The sequence below is a fragment of the Sphingosinicella humi genome (assembly GCF_003129465.1).
GTDB classification, from domain to species: Bacteria; Pseudomonadota; Alphaproteobacteria; order Sphingomonadales; family Sphingomonadaceae; genus Allosphingosinicella; species Allosphingosinicella humi.
In genome coordinates this window covers 1,856,322-1,873,304 of record NZ_QFFF01000001.1, presented here as the reverse complement: position 1 = coordinate 1,873,304, position 16,983 = coordinate 1,856,322, and the positions used below count along the sequence as shown (strand labels likewise).

At 65.9% G+C, this 16,983-nt stretch carries 13 protein-coding genes; 3 read left to right on the top strand and 10 right to left on the bottom strand.

The features are described 5' to 3' along the window. Window positions 1-7 precede the first annotated feature (7 nt). Window positions 8-448 (bottom strand): hypothetical protein, encoded by a 441-nt coding sequence (locus DF286_RS09370; RefSeq protein ID WP_109271192.1) that lies wholly within the window; start codon window positions 446-448, stop codon window positions 8-10. 12 nt (window positions 449-460) lie between these two features. Beyond that, entirely contained in the window at window positions 461-826 is a 366-nt protein-coding gene (locus DF286_RS09365) for a hypothetical protein (RefSeq protein WP_109271191.1), read from the bottom strand. 101 nt (window positions 827-927) lie between these two features. Here DF286_RS09365 and DF286_RS09360 point away from each other — a divergent pair, with 101 nt between their 5' ends. Next, complete coding sequence (locus tag DF286_RS09360; protein ID WP_109271190.1) at window positions 928-1,773, top strand: LysR family transcriptional regulator; 846 nt, start codon at window positions 928-930, stop codon at window positions 1,771-1,773. Between the two features lie 92 nt (window positions 1,774-1,865). On the opposite strand, the gene DF286_RS09355 is transcribed toward DF286_RS09360, so the two are convergent. Continuing rightward, complete coding sequence (locus tag DF286_RS09355; protein ID WP_109271189.1) at window positions 1,866-3,542, bottom strand: MFS transporter; 1,677 nt, start codon at window positions 3,540-3,542, stop codon at window positions 1,866-1,868. A gap of 175 nt (window positions 3,543-3,717) precedes the next feature. After that, a complete protein-coding gene (locus DF286_RS09350; protein WP_109271188.1) occupies window positions 3,718-3,909 on the bottom strand; it encodes a hypothetical protein in 192 nt (63 codons plus the stop codon). 583 nt (window positions 3,910-4,492) lie between these two features. On the opposite strand from DF286_RS09350, the gene rnk reads away from it, so the two are divergent. Then, entirely contained in the window at window positions 4,493-4,912 is a 420-nt protein-coding gene (gene rnk / locus DF286_RS09340) for a nucleoside diphosphate kinase regulator (RefSeq protein ID WP_109271186.1), read from the top strand. A 114-nt stretch (window positions 4,913-5,026) separates the two neighbouring features. Beyond that, window positions 5,027-9,796 carry an NAD-glutamate dehydrogenase gene (locus DF286_RS09335; RefSeq protein WP_109271185.1) on the top strand — a complete coding sequence of 1,590 codons (4,770 nt, stop codon included), beginning with the start codon at window positions 5,027-5,029 and terminating at the stop codon, window positions 9,794-9,796. Between the two features lie 16 nt (window positions 9,797-9,812). Here the strand turns inward: DF286_RS09335 and DF286_RS09330 are convergent, their stop codons facing one another. The 6 genes from DF286_RS09330 to DF286_RS09305 all read right to left on the bottom strand — a co-directional run bounded on the left by DF286_RS09330 (window position 9,813) and on the right by DF286_RS09305 (window position 16,974). Then, complete coding sequence (locus tag DF286_RS09330; protein ID WP_146193590.1) at window positions 9,813-10,409, bottom strand: DUF308 domain-containing protein; 597 nt, start codon at window positions 10,407-10,409, stop codon at window positions 9,813-9,815. 199 nt (window positions 10,410-10,608) lie between these two features. Continuing rightward, the gene (locus DF286_RS09325) at window positions 10,609-10,857 is read right to left on the bottom strand and encodes a hypothetical protein (RefSeq protein WP_109271183.1); all 249 of its coding nucleotides are present in this window, start codon (window positions 10,855-10,857) and stop codon (window positions 10,609-10,611) included. 647 nt (window positions 10,858-11,504) lie between these two features. After that, entirely contained in the window at window positions 11,505-12,815 is a 1,311-nt protein-coding gene (locus tag DF286_RS09320) for a PQQ-dependent sugar dehydrogenase (protein WP_109271182.1), read from the bottom strand. Next, window positions 12,815-13,246: a DUF2231 domain-containing protein gene (locus DF286_RS09315; RefSeq protein ID WP_109271181.1), complete on the bottom strand. Its 432-nt coding sequence runs from the start codon at window positions 13,244-13,246 to the stop codon at window positions 12,815-12,817. The genes DF286_RS09320 and DF286_RS09315 overlap by 1 nt, the downstream gene beginning before the upstream one ends. Before the next feature lie 182 nt (window positions 13,247-13,428). Beyond that, window positions 13,429-15,825: a membrane-bound PQQ-dependent dehydrogenase, glucose/quinate/shikimate family gene (locus DF286_RS09310; RefSeq protein ID WP_109271180.1), complete on the bottom strand. Its 2,397-nt coding sequence runs from the start codon at window positions 15,823-15,825 to the stop codon at window positions 13,429-13,431. A gap of 342 nt (window positions 15,826-16,167) precedes the next feature. Next, window positions 16,168-16,974, bottom strand: a complete 807-nt coding sequence (locus DF286_RS09305) for a TlpA disulfide reductase family protein (RefSeq protein WP_146193589.1) — start codon at window positions 16,972-16,974, stop codon at window positions 16,168-16,170. Between the last annotated feature and the right edge of the window lie 9 nt (window positions 16,975-16,983).

Here is a 16,983-nt window from a genome sequence, read left to right as displayed (position 1 = left end):
ATTGTCCTCAGGCGGGGACGCCCGACTTGCAAAGTCCGGTGCCGATGTCCGGCGAGGTGAAGCGTATGTCGCTCGCCTGGCGATCCAGCGCATAGCCGCTTCCGGAATAGGATCGCCGATCCCCCTGCCCCGCAAGGATAACCGGGGCGCCCTCTCCATTCACCCTCACCATGGCCCTGTCGTCGGTGAAGTAGTCGACATAGATCAGCCGACTATCCGCACACCGATAGGTGACAGAAGACGCAATGGCCGGCGGCAGTGTGACGGGTGCGCGTTCCGCCAGAACGGCCGCCTGCGGGTCCTCGTCTACCGCAGTTATGCGCTGACCCTGATAATCGCAGCCCGCGAGGCCGAGCACCGCCAGACCCGCGACAAGGAGGCTGCATTTGCGGCCATAGCTTCGGGGCGCCGGAGCGCGGCATGTAAAGGATAGCGACGAAATGAGCATGAACCTGTTGCCTTAGCGATCGATAGGAGGCGAAACCGGACTCAAGGGCCGGTTCTTCGCACTGCGTCCTGCGGAATCGGCACGGAGGGCGCCGGCGAACGGGTCGTCGACGCGTCCGCCATCGCCCCATAGGTCCAACGCGGATGCTGATGGAAAGACGAACCCGAGGCTGCTGAGAGTGGGAAACTGGGCGCGGTTACTGGGCGAGTCGGGAAACACCATCGCCGGCGGCGGGACCCCGTGGCGAAAGATATAGGCGGCCCACCCAAGCAGGGGTCGGCAGAGCCATTGAGCCACGCTCTTGAACCAGAACAGGACCGCATCCACTGCGTTCCACCGCCGCCCGAACGCGTAATCCGACCCTGTGACGATCTTCATGGCTGGTCATCCCGCAGCTTTTGCCACGCGAAAAAATCTGAGATATTGCCGAACCAAAGACAAATGAATACTATTGTCCATTATCGGCAAAAAGTTTGATCATGGACATAGGCGCGGCCCGCACCTTCCTTGAGGTATTGAAAACCGGCAGCTTCGTCGCCGCCGCCGCGAATTTGAACCTCACCCAGACGGCGGTCAGCGCCCGGATCCGGGTCTTGGAGGAGCAGCTCAACCGCCCCGTCTTCATCCGCAACAAAGCGGGCGTCCGGTTGACGCCGGCGGGGGAGCAGTTCCAGCGGTTTGCGGTCACTCTCGTCCAGGTCTGGGAGCGAGCGCGGCAGCAGGTGGCGCTTCCCGCCGGGCGCGAGACCGTTGTCACGATCGGCGGCGAGCACAGCCTGTGGAACCCCCTCCTCAAGAAGCTGCTGGAATGGATGCACGAGGAATGCCCGGACATCGCCGTGCGCGCCCATATCGATGTCGGCGATCGCCTGATGGATCAAATCCAGGAAGGGGTTCTCGACATCGCGGTCGTCTATGCGCCGCCGCGCCGCCCGGGCGTGGTCAGCGAGCTCCTGCTCGACGAGAAGCTGATCGCCGTCACGACCGGACCCGGTGACGGGGACTGGCGCCAAGGATATGTCCATGTGGATTGGGGGCCCGGCTTCGCGGCCAGCCATCACGCTGCTTTCCCGGATCTTGCCAATCCGGCGGTGGCGGTGAATTTCGGACCCCTGGCCATGGAGTATATCCTTGCGGCGGGCGGCAGCGGCTATTTTCGCAAGGCAGCGGCCGAGCCCCATTTGCGGACCGGGCAGCTGAACCTTGTCAGGAACGCGCCTCAATTCTCCTATTCCATCTACGCCGTCTATTCGGCGAAGGCGGAAGAGGAGTTCCAGGATCGCGTGAAGGTCGGCTTGAGGACCATCGCCGCCGATCAGCGGTAACTCGCGCGCCCGCGGGCGCGCGCTTGAAAATTGCGGGTGGGCACCGTCGGCCAGTTCAGGTCGGCAAGGCCATCCCGATCGGCGCTAGGCGTTCAGGAGAGGCGCCCCTGGTCGGTCATTGGCGCCGCCCATTCCTCAGGATGTGGCCCGATGGCATCCGGCGGGAAGCCGGTCGTGCGTTCGATCAGGCGCCGAACCGCCGGCGTGCCCGGCCCCTGATGCAGCGCCCTGATGCGTTCGCCGATGGCGGCATCGTCATGGGTGAAGCGCCGGTTGTGCCGGACATATTCGGTCCAGGTCGGACTGTGATAGCGCTCGAGCCAGATCTCGGGATCGGAGAGGTCGCGGAGCAGGGACCAACGCCGCGCGCCGTTCCGGCGCCGGATCTGCCTCCGCTCAGCCATGGCGGCGAGGAAGGCGAACACATCCTCCTCGGCGATGCGATATTCGATGGTGACGATCACCGGGCCCGTTCGCCCCTGGACCGGAACCACGGTTTCCGGTTCCGGGAAGCCCAGCAGGTCGAGGTTCATGGCCTCGGTTTCCGGCAGACGGAACCAGCGACCGAGGGCGATGCAGCCCAGCTGCACCGCCGCCGCGATCAGCAGAGCCGTCGCCAAGCCCGACCCTTCCGTGACATAGCCCCACAGCCAGGCGCCGCCGGCCATGCCGCTGAAGGTCGCCATCTGATAGAGCGACAGCGCCCGCGCGACGACCCAGCGCGGGGCGGACATCTGGACGGTGGCGTTGAGGATCGACACGACCAGCACCCACCCCACGCCGCACAGCAGCATCGCCGCCATGGTCAGCGTCAGCGAGCTACTGAGCGCGCAAATGGCCATTCCCAAGGCCGACGCCGCGAGGGCGAAGCGTACGATCAACTCGTTCGAATAGGCGATGCGCAACCGGTGCGACCAAAGAGCGGCGGCGACCGCGCCGACGCCGAAGGCACCGAGGAGCAGGCCATAGGTCACCGGGCCGCCGCCGATCAGGTCTCGGGCAATCAGCGGCGACAGGGCCGAGGCGGCGCTGGCGCCGGTGCCCGTCACGAAGCCGCGGACGAGCGTCGAATTGATGCTCGGGCTCATCGAGACGTAGCGGATACCGGCCATGATCGCGCTGCCCAACCGCTCGCGCGGGAGCAGGCGTTCCTCGCGCTCCGGTCGCCACCGGGCGAGGACGCCGATCAGCCCGATGTAGCTGAGGGCGTTGATCGTGAAGGCCGCGGCGGCCCCGGCGACGGCGACGATCAGGCCGCCTAGGGCCGGCCCGACGCTGCGCGCGAGATTGAAGCCCATGCTGTTGAGCGTCACCGCCGAGGGGACGTCCTCGCGCGGCACCATCGCGCCCACCGAGGCCTGCCAGGCCGGCGCGTTGAGCGCGGCGCCGCAACCGATGAGAAAGGTGAAGGTGAGCAGCAGCCAGGGGGTGACCCAGTCGATATAGGCCGCGATCGCCAGCATGGCCGAGACGACCAGCATGAAGACCTGCGCGGCGATCATCAGCTTGCGCCGGTCGAAGGCGTCCGCGAGCGCGCCCGCGACGAGCGAGAGCAACACGATCGGCAGGGTGATCGAGGCCTGCACCAAGGTCACCATCTGCGCCGACGCGGCCAACGCCACCATCATCCACGCGGCGCCGACACCCTGGATCATGCCGCCGAAGCTGGAGGCGAGCGTGGCGATCCACACCGATCGGAAGATGCTGTGCCGGAAGGGCGACAGGGCCGAGCCCGAACGCTCGGCCGCCGGTTCCGGAATATCACTCATGATCCTGTCCGCGCATCAACTCGTACTGCCTTGGGCAAAGCGACGTGCCTCATTCCCGCCAGGGAGTAGGAACGTTATGACGACGGACAAGGTTCAGGGTCGAAGCATTCCATCAGGATGAATGCGTGGCGGCCCGCGCGAACTTGGTCAAGCCGCGCGTGGGCCGCGCCGTAGTTCAGACGGGGCTGATCACCACCGCAAGCATGAACAAGGTGAGCAAACCGATCCCGAGGAGGGGCAGGAGCGTGGACTCATCGCTCACGTCCTGGTCGGCTGCGACCACCGCGCCGTTGAGATGGCGGCCGAGGAGGGCGCGCTCGTTGCCCACGAAATCCAGCCAATGCCGAGCCCTGCTGATCGTATCCATCGTTTCTTCCTTTCATCATGCACAGTCAACTACTCGCCCCCGGACGGAGTGAGCGCTGAATGATTCTTTTCGAATTCGCGTCCCACCGACCGGCGGGCGCAGAAGTTAAGTGAAGGATCTCCGGACGCGGCCAGGATGCCGCGTCCGGCTAGACGCTAATTTGGACGCGCTCGAACTCCAGGAGTCGCAAGAGGAACCTGATCTTCATTATCCTGTATCTGGGCTCGGACGGTTTTAATTCAAGCATCGTCTTTGGCGACTGTGAATAGTCTTTCCAAATCAATTCTTTAAGCGCCGACCAAGGAACTGTCGCAACCGCCTGGCGCAGGATCGGCGCGCGCACTCTGCTCATGCTTGACTATCCTCGAGCGGAGGCCCACCTCTCATACATGCACCTACAGCCTGCCTTTCAGCGACATCGCACCCATTCGGGCCAGCTGGTCGCAGGCGCCTAGCCCCGGGCTCAGCCGTCAAGGCCGTCGGGCTCGGGGTTTCTACATAATCCAGAACAGGGTCTCGACGGATGCTATGGGCATCTCCCGATCGAGGCCTACCCCAGACAACGCCTCGATGGTGACATATCATGCAACAGACAGCCGCATCCGCGTCGTCGGAACGGCCGCCGATCCATTTGATCGACGCGGACTACGACCTTATCGCCGGCCTCGCCCTCAGCATCGAGCGCCGGTCACCCGAGCTCTCCAAGATGCTGCTCGATGAAATCGACCGGGCCGAGATCTATGCCAGGGACGAGCTCCCCGACGACGTGGTGACGATCGGCTCCGAGGTGGAGTTCGTCGAAACGGCGACGGGCGCCACCCGCCGGGTGCGCCTGGTCCTTCCCGCCGAGGCCGACATCGAAAACGATCGCGTGTCGATCCTGACGCCGATCGGCGCCGGGCTGATCGGCCTGCGCAAGGGCCAATCGATCGACTGGCCTTGCCCGAGCGGCCGCCCGCGCGTTCTCCAGATCCTGAACGTGACGCGTCCGGTCGCGCCGTAAGGCACGCGGGCGCATCGCCCGAACCGTTCGCACGTTTACCCGAGCGCACACGCTCAAGCGGAGGATCAGGAGGCGCGAAGCCGCCTCGCCCCCGCAAGCCCAGGATCAAGCAGCATGAATTCCGTATCGCCCGCTCTCGCCCCCTTCCCCTCCCACATCCCGGACGCCGTCAGGACCCGCTTCGAGTACAGCCTCGGGCGGTCGCTCGGCGCCGCCGAGCAGCTTTTCCTCGAACAGATTGGCGCCGGCGCCGCCCCGAACGATCTTGCGGGACTTTCGTCGGACGAGCTTGCCGATAATTTCGCCGAGTTGTGGCGCTGGACGAGCGAGGCGGCGGTCCCGCTTCCCCGCGTCAGGGTGCGGGCCAATCCCGCGGATCCGCTGTCGGGGACCCTGGTTGAGATCGCCGACACCGAACGGCCGTTCCAGATGGACAGCGTCGTCGCCGAGCTGTCGGAACAAGGCCACGTGGCCTCGGCGATCTTCTCAGCGGTCGTGCCCGGTGCCTGGACCCCGGACGCAGAAGCCGCCGATCCCGGCGAACAGCTCCGGATCGTCCAGATCGTGCTGCCGGCGACGACGGAGACGCGACGTACACGCCTCGTCGAAGGCCTAACCGAAACGCTCGCCGACGTACGCGCCGCGGTGGAAGATTTCGCGCCGATGCGGTCCCTGCTTGCCGACACGATCGCCCGCCTCCAAGCCAGCGAAGCCGCCGATCATGACCAGCGGGCGGAAGAGATCGCCTTCCTCGAATGGCTCGGCGCCGATCACTTCGTGCTGCTGGGCACGCGCACCTACCGTTATCCGCGCACGCCGCAGGGAACGCTCGCCCCCGACGAACCGCTCTACGCCCCGGAAGACGGGCTCGGCATCCTGCGCGATCCCGCCCGTACCATCCTGCGGCGGGCGAACGAGCCGTCCGTGCTCACCCCGCAGCTCCGCCGCCAGGCCGAGAAGCCGGAGAGCCTGGTCGTCGCCAAGTCGAACTTCCGCTCCCGCATCCATCGCCGGGTCCATTGCGACTATGTCGGCGTGACGCTGCACGACACCGACGGGACGCCGTCGGGCGAAGTGCGCTTCCTCGGCCTGTTCACCGCCGAAGCCTATGACAAGGCCAGCGGAGACGTGCCGCTCATTCGCCTCAAGACGCGACGGGTCATCGAGCAGCTGACGGCCGCCCCCGGCGGGCCGAATCCGAAGCGGCTGAGGAACATCCTCGAAAATTATCCGCGCGACGAGCTGTTCCAGGTCGAGGAGAGCGAACTGGCATCGAGCGTCCTCGCCGTGGCGCGGCTGCGCGATCGGCCGCGCGTGCGGCTGCTGGCGCGGACCGACCCGTTCGACCGCTTCGTCTCGGCGCTGCTGTTCGTGCCGCGCGAGCGCTATGACTCGACCTTCTCCGAGCGCGCGGGCGAGATGCTCGCGGCTGCCTGGCGGGGACGCGTCTCCGCCGCCTACCCCTCCTTCGCCGACGGTCCGCTGGCGCGCATCCATTTCATCATCGGGCTGACGCCGGGCGATCATGGCGAGCCCGCGCTCGACGAGCTGGAGGCGGCAATCGCCGCCGCCAGCCTGACCTGGCGCGACCATTTCGAAGCCGCGATCGACGCCAGCAACGGCACCCTCGGCGAGCCCGACCGGCTGCTGGCGCGGTGGGTGCGGGCCTTCGGAGCGGGCTATCGCGAGCAATATGACGCCCAGGAGGCATTGGCCGACATCGCCGTGATCGAGGCGATGGTGGAAGATCAGCCGATCGCCGTCCGCGCCTATCGCCGCGAGGACGACGCACCGACCGTTTTCCGTTTCAAGCTCTATCACCGCGAGACGGCCGTGCCGCTCGCCGACGTGATTCCGATCCTGCAGGACATGTGCCTCAAGGCGCTCGACGAGGATGGCTATGCCGTCAGGCCCGCCGACGGGCCGACGGACTATTGGATCCACGAGTTTCTGGTCGACGATCCGCGCGGTGCCGACCTCGTCTTCGGTGACATCGCCCGGCCGTTCGAGGAGGCGTTCATCGCCGCCTGGACGGGGCAGACCGAGAGCGACGGGTTCAGCCGGCTGGTGCTGGAGCTGGGCACGAGCTGGCGGGAGGCGGCGCTCGTTCGCGCGCTGGCGCGCTTCCGGCAGCAGACGGGGCTCGACCCGAGCCAGGCGGTGCAGGAAGCCGCGCTGGTCGATCATCCGCGCATCGCCGCCTTGCTGCTCGAGCTCTTCAGGACGCGCTTCGACCCGGCGGTCGATCTGTCGGCCGACGAGCGGAACGAAGCCGGCGAGCGCCTTCGCGCCGAGATCGAGGCTTTGCTGGACGAGGTCCCGAGCCTCGACACCGATCGCGCGCTGCGGCGGATTCTCGCCCTCATCCTCGCGGTGAAGCGGACGAACTTCTATCAGCAAGCCGCCGATGGCGCGCCGAAGCCGCACATCGCCCTCAAGATCGCCAGCGAGGAGCTGGCCGACCTGTCGGCGCCGAAGCCCTATCGGGAGATCTTCGTCTCCGCGCCCAATGTCGAGGGCTCCCACCTGCGCTTCGGCCCCGTCGCGCGCGGCGGCCTCAGATGGTCCGACCGGCGCGACGATTTCCGCAGCGAAGTGCTTGGCCTCGTCAAGGCGCAGCAGGTCAAGAACGCCGTGATCGTGCCGGTTGGCTCCAAGGGCGGCTTCGTCGCCAAGCACGCCTCGCGGGCCGACGGACCAGAGCAGATGCGAGCGGCAGGCGTCGACGCCTATCGCACCTTCCTGTCCGGGATGCTCGACGTCACCGACAATATCGACGCCGACGGCGCGGTCGTGCCGCCGCCGAACGTGATCGCGCATGAAGGCAGCGACCCCTATCTGGTGGTCGCCGCCGACAAGGGCACGGCCACCTTCTCAGACATCGCCAACGAGGTCTCCGCCTCTTACGGATTCTGGCTCGGCGACGCTTTCGCCTCGGGCGGCTCGGCCGGCTACGATCACAAGGCGATGGGCATCACCGCCCGGGGCGCCTGGGAAGCGGTTAAGCGGCACTTCCGCGAGCGCGGCAAGGACATTCAGGCGGAACCGTTCACCGCCGTCGGCGTCGGCGACATGTCGGGCGACGTGTTCGGCAACGGCATGCTGCTGTCGAAGCAGACGCGGCTGGTCGCCGCCTTCGACCATCGCGACATCTTCATCGATCCCGATCCGGACCCGGCCGTCTCCTGGGCCGAGCGCAAGCGGCTGTTCGAGCTGCCGCGTTCGTCCTGGCAGGACTATGACAAGGCGAAGATCTCGGCGGGGGGCGGCGTCTTCCCGCGCTCGATGAAGTCGATCCCGCTCTCGCCGGAGATGCGCGCCGCGCTCGGCACGGACATGGAGAGCGCAACGCCGATCGAGCTGATGCGGGCGATCCTGAAGGCGCCGGCGGAGCTGCTCTACATGGGCGGCATCGGCACCTATGTGAAAGGCTCGGGCGAAACCAACGCCGACGCATCCGACAAGGCCAACGACGCCGTCCGGGTCAACGGCGCGGACCTGCGCGTCGCGATCGTCGGCGAGGGCGCGAACCTCGGTTTCACCCAGGCGGCGCGGATCGAATATGCCCGCACAGGCGGCCGCATCAACACCGACGCGATCGATAATTCGGGCGGCGTCGACAGCTCGGACCTCGAGGTCAACATCAAGATCCTGACCGCCGCGCTGGAGGCGAAGGGCGAGCTGGATCGCGAGAGCCGCGACGCGCTGCTCGCCTCGATGACGGACGAAGTGGCGGATCTGGTGCTGGCGCATAACCGGGACCAGACGCTGGCGCTCAGCCTGATCGAGGCGGACGCCGTCGCGAACCTCGACACCCATGCCGAGTTCATCGCCGAATTCGAGAAGCAGGGTCGGCTCGATCGTGCGGTCGAGGGGCTGCCGAGAGCCGAAGCGTTGGCCGAGCGGAAGGCCAATGGAGAGGCGTTGACGCGGCCCGAACTCGCCGTGCTGATGGCCTATTCCAAGCTCGCCCTGTTCGACGCGATCGTGGCGTCGCCGGCGCCGGACGATCCCTGGTTCGAAGCGACGCTGCGCGACTATTTCCCCAAGCCGCTGCATCGCTTCGAGGAGGCGATGAAGGAGCACCGGCTGCGGCGCGAGATCGTGGCGACCGTGCTCGCCAACGACATCGTCAACGTCACCGGACCCACCTTCGCCTGGCGCCTGATGGCGGGCCTCGGCTGCGACGCGGGCACGCTCGCCACGGCCTTCGTCGCCGCGCGAGCGATCTTCCGCATCAGTGGGGATTGGGCGGCCGTGCACGCGCTCGGCAGCTCGGCTTCGAGCGAGACGCAGATGGCCCTTTTTCGGTCGCTTGCCGCCGCCCTTCGCCGCCAGACCGAGATGCTGGCGCGTCGCAGCGCGGAACATGCTCCTGCCGTCGGCGGCCTGGTCGAGGCCTATCGCGCGGCCGCGGACAGGCTGCGCGACGTTGCCAACGATTTACCTCAGACCGTTGAGGGCCTGAGCCGGCTGAATGACGCCATCACGGTGATCGACCTCGCCTCGGAGTGCGGGCGCGAGGCGCCGGAGACCGCAGCTTTCTTCAACGATCTTCGCGCCGCGATTGGATCGGGAAGGCTGCAATCGGCCGCGGCGGAGTTGGAGCCGGCCGACCGGTTCGAAAGAGTGGCGATCGACCGCATCGCAGGCGAGCTTGTCCGCGGCGAGGAGACGCTCGCCCGCACGCTCCTTCGGACGCGCGCCGGCGATGCCGATCTTTCCAGCACACTCGGTCGGTGGCTGGCGGAGCATCGGACCTTGGTCGAGGAAACCCGCAATGCCCTCGCCGAGATCGAAGCGTCGGACGGTCCATGGAGCCTCGGCAAGCTCATCATCGCGCATCGCGCGTTGGAGGAGTTGGTCAGGACATCCGGTGCGTGAAAAGTGGGGGCGGCGGTCAGTCCGCCGCCCTTGATCTAGCGCGCTGAAGGGAGGCGATCGCGACCTGCGAGACGCCGGTGACGAGGAAGCTCGCCGCCAGGATGAGAGCGAACTGGGCGACGATCTCGCGGGTGGGGCCGAACAGGGCGTTGACGGCGGTCGCGATCGGCAGTCCCGCGAGGAGCGAGACGCCGAGTAGGACGTCCGCCGCCCCGCTCAGCGCCAACCAAGCGCCCACCCGGCGCCCAGCACGACCCGAAAAGGCCATGACGAGCAGCCATGCGCCCCTCAGCAATAGCCAGGCCATCACCAGGTTGGCGACCGGGAAATAGGCGGCGGTCGGGTTGGCGATGAAAAGCACACCCGCGGCGGCCGTTACCAACCCGGCCCCGACCGCCGCTTTGCCGGCCACATCCAGGCCACGCTTCCAGCCGAAGGTAAGTTCGGCCATGCCCGCCAGAAACAGCAGCCAGCCGACGAGACCGCCTCGTGGCATCCAATCAATGACGGGCAGATAGAACGCGACGACGGCAAGGACGATGGTGAAGAGGCCGGAGGCCAAGGTCCACGCCCATTTCCCGATATATGGCTGAAGGATCTGTTGCTGTGTCATCGCCACGGCAGTTACTCACCGGACCCGATTTGTCGCATACTCACCCCTCGATCGTCACCTATTCACCGGTCCATGCTCGCCCACAGCGGTAATCTCGCCGATTGAAAAACAAAAGCAGGCCGAAACCAACTGGTTCCGGCCTGCAATGATTGAGACGACCCCTGAACGAGCGCAATTTCTTCAAATACGGCTGCCCGGCTCAGGTAAGCACCCACCAAAGCGAGCCGATCACGACCAGCGCCGGAAAGGCCAGGAACAGGATGAGGCTGGAGACGGGTGCCTTCAGCTGCTTGTCATGGTCCCTTTGGAACGCGACGAGCTTTTCCGACAGCTGGTCGTCGGCCGTCATCAGGCTGAGGTCGAGCATCGGCAGGAAGGGGAAGAGCTCGATCAGCTCCGCGAGCTCCTGCTCGCGCAGATCAGGATATCGGCTGAGCAACGTCCCCACCCGGAGGGCCGTGGCTGAAGGTTGTCTGGATCTTGAATAAAATTGGCGTGAATAGCGGGTCGCCACTCTACTTTCCTTTCGCAGCAAAAAATGAGCGCCGCCAAGGCGCAACAACACCTCTTCCAGCCGGAAGAGCATCTTCGCCCGGCATCGAAACCCTCAATGAAGAATAGCCCATCGGGCCAACATCTTGGATGATGCCCTAGTCGTGCCGAACCGCGCCGGCGAAACGCGCGCGTCCGGCTTAGCGGCCGATCGTCAGGCGCTGAAACTCCGATTTATCAAAAAGCGAAATGATACTCATCAGACATAGATGAGTTCGGTTGATAATACTTTCAAGTATAGCAACTATTTTTCTATCATTTAGGAACAACACGATTAGAAATTCGTTATGTAATTAGTTCGGAAGTAGAGAATTTTATTGAGGATTGGTGAATCCCTTTTTTGAAATAGGAGTCTCTAAGTGGCAAGCTTAGCTCTGGATCCCGTGGCCAGCACGGCGTCCTTGGGTCGCGAACGACAAGAAAATCTTCTGGATGCGGCGCTTGAGGAAACCTTCCCCGCGAGCGATCCCATAAGCCCCATGTGCCCCCGGTCGATCGACTGACTGCGAGCGACACCCCAATCGGGTGAACGCCGGCCTCGTCTCAATCCGGCGTCGCTTGGTCCGGGACGCGAGCGGGCGTGACCCGCCACACGGTGTTGGAAAGATCGTCGGCTACGATGAGCGCGCCGCGGGGGTCGAGAGTGACGCCCACTGGGCGGCCCCGGGCCTTGCCATCCTTGAGGAAGCCGCTCACGAAGTCGACTGGATCGCCGGCGGGTCTGCCGCCACGAAACGGAACGAACACAACCTTGTAGCCGGCGAGGTCCTTGCGGTTCCAGCTGCCATGTTCACCGACGAACGCCCCTTCGGCGAAGCGCCCGCCCATGACCGGGCTGGAGAAGGCCAGGCCCAGGGCCGCGACGTGCGAACCGAGGCTGTAATCGGGGCGGATCGCGGAAGCGACCTTTTGCGAATTCTGAGGACGGACCCGCGTGTCGACATTCTGGCCCCAATAGCTGTAGGGCCAGCCGTAGAAGCCGCCCTCTCGCACCGAGGTGAGATAGTCCGGCACGAGGTCGGGGCCGATCTCGTCGCGTTCGTTGACAGCCGCCCAGAGCTGGGCCGTGCCCGGCTGGAAGGCCAGCGCCGTCGGATTCCTGAGACCGGTCGCAAATGGCTTGTGAGCGCCGGTCGCGGCGTCGATCTGCCACACCACGGCGCGGTCGACTTCCGCCGCCATCCCACGCTCGGTGATATTGCTGTTGGAGCCGATGCCGACATAGAGCAAGCGTCCGTCGGGGCTGACGGTCAGCGCCTTGGTCCAATGGTGATTGAGCGCAGACGGCAGGTCGGTCACCTTGACTGGCGGTCCGCTCGCCTGCGTCTGACCGTCGCGATAATCGAAGCGCACGAGTGCGTCCTGGTTGGCGACGTAGATCGCGCCATTGACGAAAGCGAGGCCGTAGGGCGCATTGAGATTGCCGGCGAATATCCCCCGACCCTCATAGGCACCGTCCCCGTCGGCGTCGCGGAGCAGGGTCAGCCGGTCGCCGCCCTTGACGCTGCTCTTCCCAAGCTTCTTGATCCGGCCGGCGATGAAATCCTTGGGCGTCAGCGTCGGCGCGCTGCCGCCGGACCCCTCGGCCACCAATATGTCCCCGTTCGGGAGCACCAGGGTCTGCCGCGGAATAGCAAGGTCCGTCGCGATCGCCCGGATCGTATAACCCTGCGGCACGGTCGGAAGCTCGCCGCCCCAGCTGACGGGCTTGGCGATGGTCATGTTGGGAAGCAGACCCCGTTTCGGCTCCGGAAGCGTCGGATCGGGGCCGAATTGCGCCGTCGGGCCGGGATCGCTGCCGCAGGCGGTGAGCATGGAGAAACCCGCGATGCCGGCGAGGAGGATCGAACGCATCACCGCACCTCTCCACTGCGATACGACGAATAGCCGATCCAGGCGGCCGCGAGCGCCAACACTGTGACGATCACGGAGAGGATCACCGCGGCAGGCATTTTCTCCCAAGCGTCCATCGCGTGGACCAGCGCATCGACGAAGCCGAGCGCCCACATCACGAGGATGAGGATGAAATACAGCATCGGGCGCCCTTTCGCTCCGCTTCTGGCTCGCAGCAGATCGACCAACGCCCACAACAGGAGAAACGCCCCGACCAGCAGCGCGCCGGCGATCAGCCAGGACGCGAAGTTGGTCCACTGAATCTCGTAGCTGGAGGCGTAGGCGAGATCGCTCAGCAAGGCGCCGAGGAACAGCGGGAACGGAAAGCCAAGCAGGATCGCATGGACAGGGTGCAGCGATCCCAATCGGCGTCGTTCGAAGGTGGTTGCCACGGCATCGTCCTCATCCTGATGTAACCGCCTCGCGGATCAGAGCCCGGCAGAGCCGAGCCCCACGATGAACGTCTCACCGCCGACATAGTTTCGGAAAAGCAATGGTCAGTTCTTAGGAGTGTGTCGAACGATCATGGCCTGGGAATGTTTGACCGCTTCCTCACTCGCGGCCTCGATGAGCATCATGGTAGCGCGTAGGCGATGACTTCATCTCCGATCGGCGTCTCCATGAAGTGATGGCCGCCGGCCATGATAACGAGATATTGGCGGCCGTTCGCTTCGTAGACCATCGGGCCGGCTTGTCCGCCGGCGGGGAGAGCATCCTGCCACACCGTCTTACCGGTGCGGATGTCGATGGCGCGGATCAGGTCGTCGGTGGCGGCGGCGATGAAGATGAGTCCGCCGGCGGTGACCACCGCGCCGCCATTGTTCGGCGTGCCGATGTTGATCGGCAGCATCGAGGGAATGCCCCATGGGCCGTTGCGCCGCGCCGTGCCGAGCGGCCGATCCCAGATCGTGCGCCCGGTGCGAAGGTCGATCGCGCGGATGCCTCCATAAGGCGGCTCCTTGCAGAGCAGGCCCGTAAAGGGCAGCCGCCAGCCGGCATTGACGTCAACCGCATAGGGCGAACCCCATTGCGGATCGCCGGCCCCTTCCGCGCCGCTGCCCATGTCGCCGCCGCGCGCCTCGCTGCGCGGGGCCCAGCCGAGCCGATCGGCCTCCTCGCGCGGGACCAGCCGGACATAATTGGGCATGTCGTTATAGTTGGCGATGATCAGACCGCGCACCGGATCGATCGCCACGCCGCCCCAGTCGGTGCCGCCATTATAGCCCGGATATTGGATGCTCCGCCGGTCGGCGCGCGGCGGCGTGTAGGGGCCGTCGTAGACGGCGCGGCGATACTGGATACGGCAAACCATCTGGTCGATCGGCGACATGCCCCACATGTCGCGCTCGGTGAGCTTGGGGAAGGCAAGCGTGTGGTAGGTGGAGAAGGGCTGCGTGGGCGACCTTTGCGCAGGCTCGACGCCGCCCTGCGGTACCGGCCGCTCCTGGACCGGGAACAGCGAGCGCCCGGTACGGCGATCGAGGATGTAGATGTCGCCCTGCTTGCTGGGCAGCACCAGCGCCGGCACCACGCCCTGACCGACCGGGAAATCGACGAGCGACGCCTGGCCGCCGAAATCATAGTCCCAGACATCATTGTGCACCGCTTGGAAGTGCCAGCGCGGCCTGCCTGTGGTGACGTCCAGCGCCACGAGCGAGGTGGCGAATTCGTTCTCCTGCGGCCGCCGGCTTGAGCTCCAATAATCCACCGTCGAATTGCCCATCGGTAGATAGACGAGGCCGAGTTGCTCGTCGCCGCTCGCGATCGTCCACATATTCGGCGTGCCGCGCGCATACATCTGGCCCGCAGGCGGATCGCCGGTCCATTGCGGGTTCACCATGTCCCACGCCCAGCGCGTTTCGCCGGTGACGGCGTCGAAGCCCTGGATCACGCCCGACGGGGCGTCCCGGCGCTGCCCGTCGAGCACCTGATGGCCGGTCACGATGACGCCGCGAACGATGGTTGGGGGCGAGGTGATCGACACCATGGCCGGGGAGACCGGCCCCATGCCGCGCTTGATGTCGACCTGGCCGTTGACGCCAAAGTTCGGACAGGGCCGGCCCGTGCGCGCGTCGACGGCGATGATACGCCCGTCGAGCGTGCCGCCGATGATGCGCGCCGCGCACCGGCTGTTAGGGCCGGCGCCAGGCACGGCGTAATAGGAGACGCCGCGACAGGCGGCGGTATAGGGGATCCACTCCTCCGGGACCTGCGGATCGTAGCGCCAGCGCTGACGGCCGGTGACCGGGTCAAGCGCAATCATGACGCCCATGCCGGTGCACAGATAAAGCGAATCGCCGACCTTGAGCGGAGTGGTCTCGGCGCCCCAGCGATCCTCCGGGAGCTCGCCCGTGTTGAAGACCCAGGCGCGCTCGAGGCGAGCCACATTGTCCGGCGTGATCTGAGCAAGCGGGGAATAGCGCCTCGCGCTGTAGGTGCCGCCATAAGCGGGCCAGTCGGCGCCGGCCTGCATCAGTGCCGGATCGGCCATCGGCGCGGCAAATGAGGCGGGGAGCGGGCCCGCCGAGCTGCGACCGCTGGCGGCTATGATGACCGACCCGCCGATCAGCAGGACGAGAAGGCCAGCCGTACCCGCAAGCGCGCCCCGCCAGCGCCAACGCTCGGGGCGGAGCAGCGGCAAGGCGAGGACGGCCAGGATCGCGAGCACGGCCGGGCCCACGATCCGGGGCACCAACGCCCATCCCTCGAAGCCGACTTCCCAGAGCGCCCATAGGATGGTGAGCGCGAATATGATCAGGTAAAGCCAGACACCCGCCACTCGCCCGCGGATCAACAACCAGCCGGAGACGACCAGGCCGAGCCCGGCAAGCAGGTAATAGAGCGAGCCGCCGATGGCGGCCAACCAGGCTCCGCCGACCGCCAGCACCACGCCAATGAGCGCGAACAGCGCGCCCAACAGGACAATTATCAGGGAACGGCTTGCGCGGCGCTTATGAACCGGATCCGGCATTCAGGCCTCCCGCCTGGAGATCTGCGACCGGTCACCCTGCGGACGTGCCGCGGAAGGCGACGTGCGACCTGCTCGGTCGTGGCCCGGTTATCCCGGCCTTCCCGCTCAACCGGCACTCGACACATTTAGTTCCGGCCGGCGCCGAGCCTCGCGGAAACGCATCTTGTTTATGTAAGAGACCGCGGCGGCATCCGCGCCGCGGCCCCGTTTTGACCGGGAATGGTGCCCCACAGGCGACAAAGGTGGGCACTCAGATCATTGGGAAATTTCGCGGCCGCACGTGTGACGGGCTAGATCTCGCTTGGGGATTGTCTGAAAGTGGGCCGGAAGGTCGGGCCCGCGCTACAATCGAGGCAACTGGTCTATCCCCCGCAGCAACGCGGCTCGCGACAATTCCCCCATGTGGGTTTCCTCGATGCGTCCGTCCGGTCTCACGAAAAAAGTCGTGGGAAGGCCAGAGCTGCCGGTCAGCCGCATCAGAGACGCGCCGCGATCCGAGAGAATGTTCCCGGCAGGCAGCCCCTCATCCTCCAGGAAGCGCTGGATCAGGCGCTGGTCCTCGCCTTGGTTGACCAGCAGCACCGCAACCTCCGGCGTCGTCGAGGCCACCTCGACGAACATCGGCATTTCACGGCGGCATGGCCCGCACCACGAGGCCCACAGGTTGACCACAAACGGCCTCCCGCGAAGGGCGTCCAGCGACATCGGCCGACCGGCAAGGTCGACGAGCCGGATTCCTGCGGGGAATGGCGGGCGGGGCCGCTGTGCTTCGAATTGAAGGTAGCCGATCCAAATCCCGCTCGCGACCGCTAGAACGAGCATAGATCCAGCAGCCTTGCGAAAGCTCCCCATGCCCACGACGAGGACGGCCGCAGCGGCGACGATGCCCGCAAGAGGTTCGAACCCACCTTGCCAGAGGTATAGCACCGTTGCCGGGTCGGACCGATACGACTCCCAATGCGATACGACGAAGCTCACGCGAGCAGCCACGATGCCGATCCCGAGCGATAGCCACGGCGTGCGTGTCGCCCGCTGCCCCTTATGCCGAACCAGCCACAGCGAGCTCGCAAGGAACGCCCACGTCAACCCCACGGCAAGGAGGCGCTCCAGCGGAAAGGCCAACGGGCCAAGCGTCACAACATCAGGCATGATGATCAA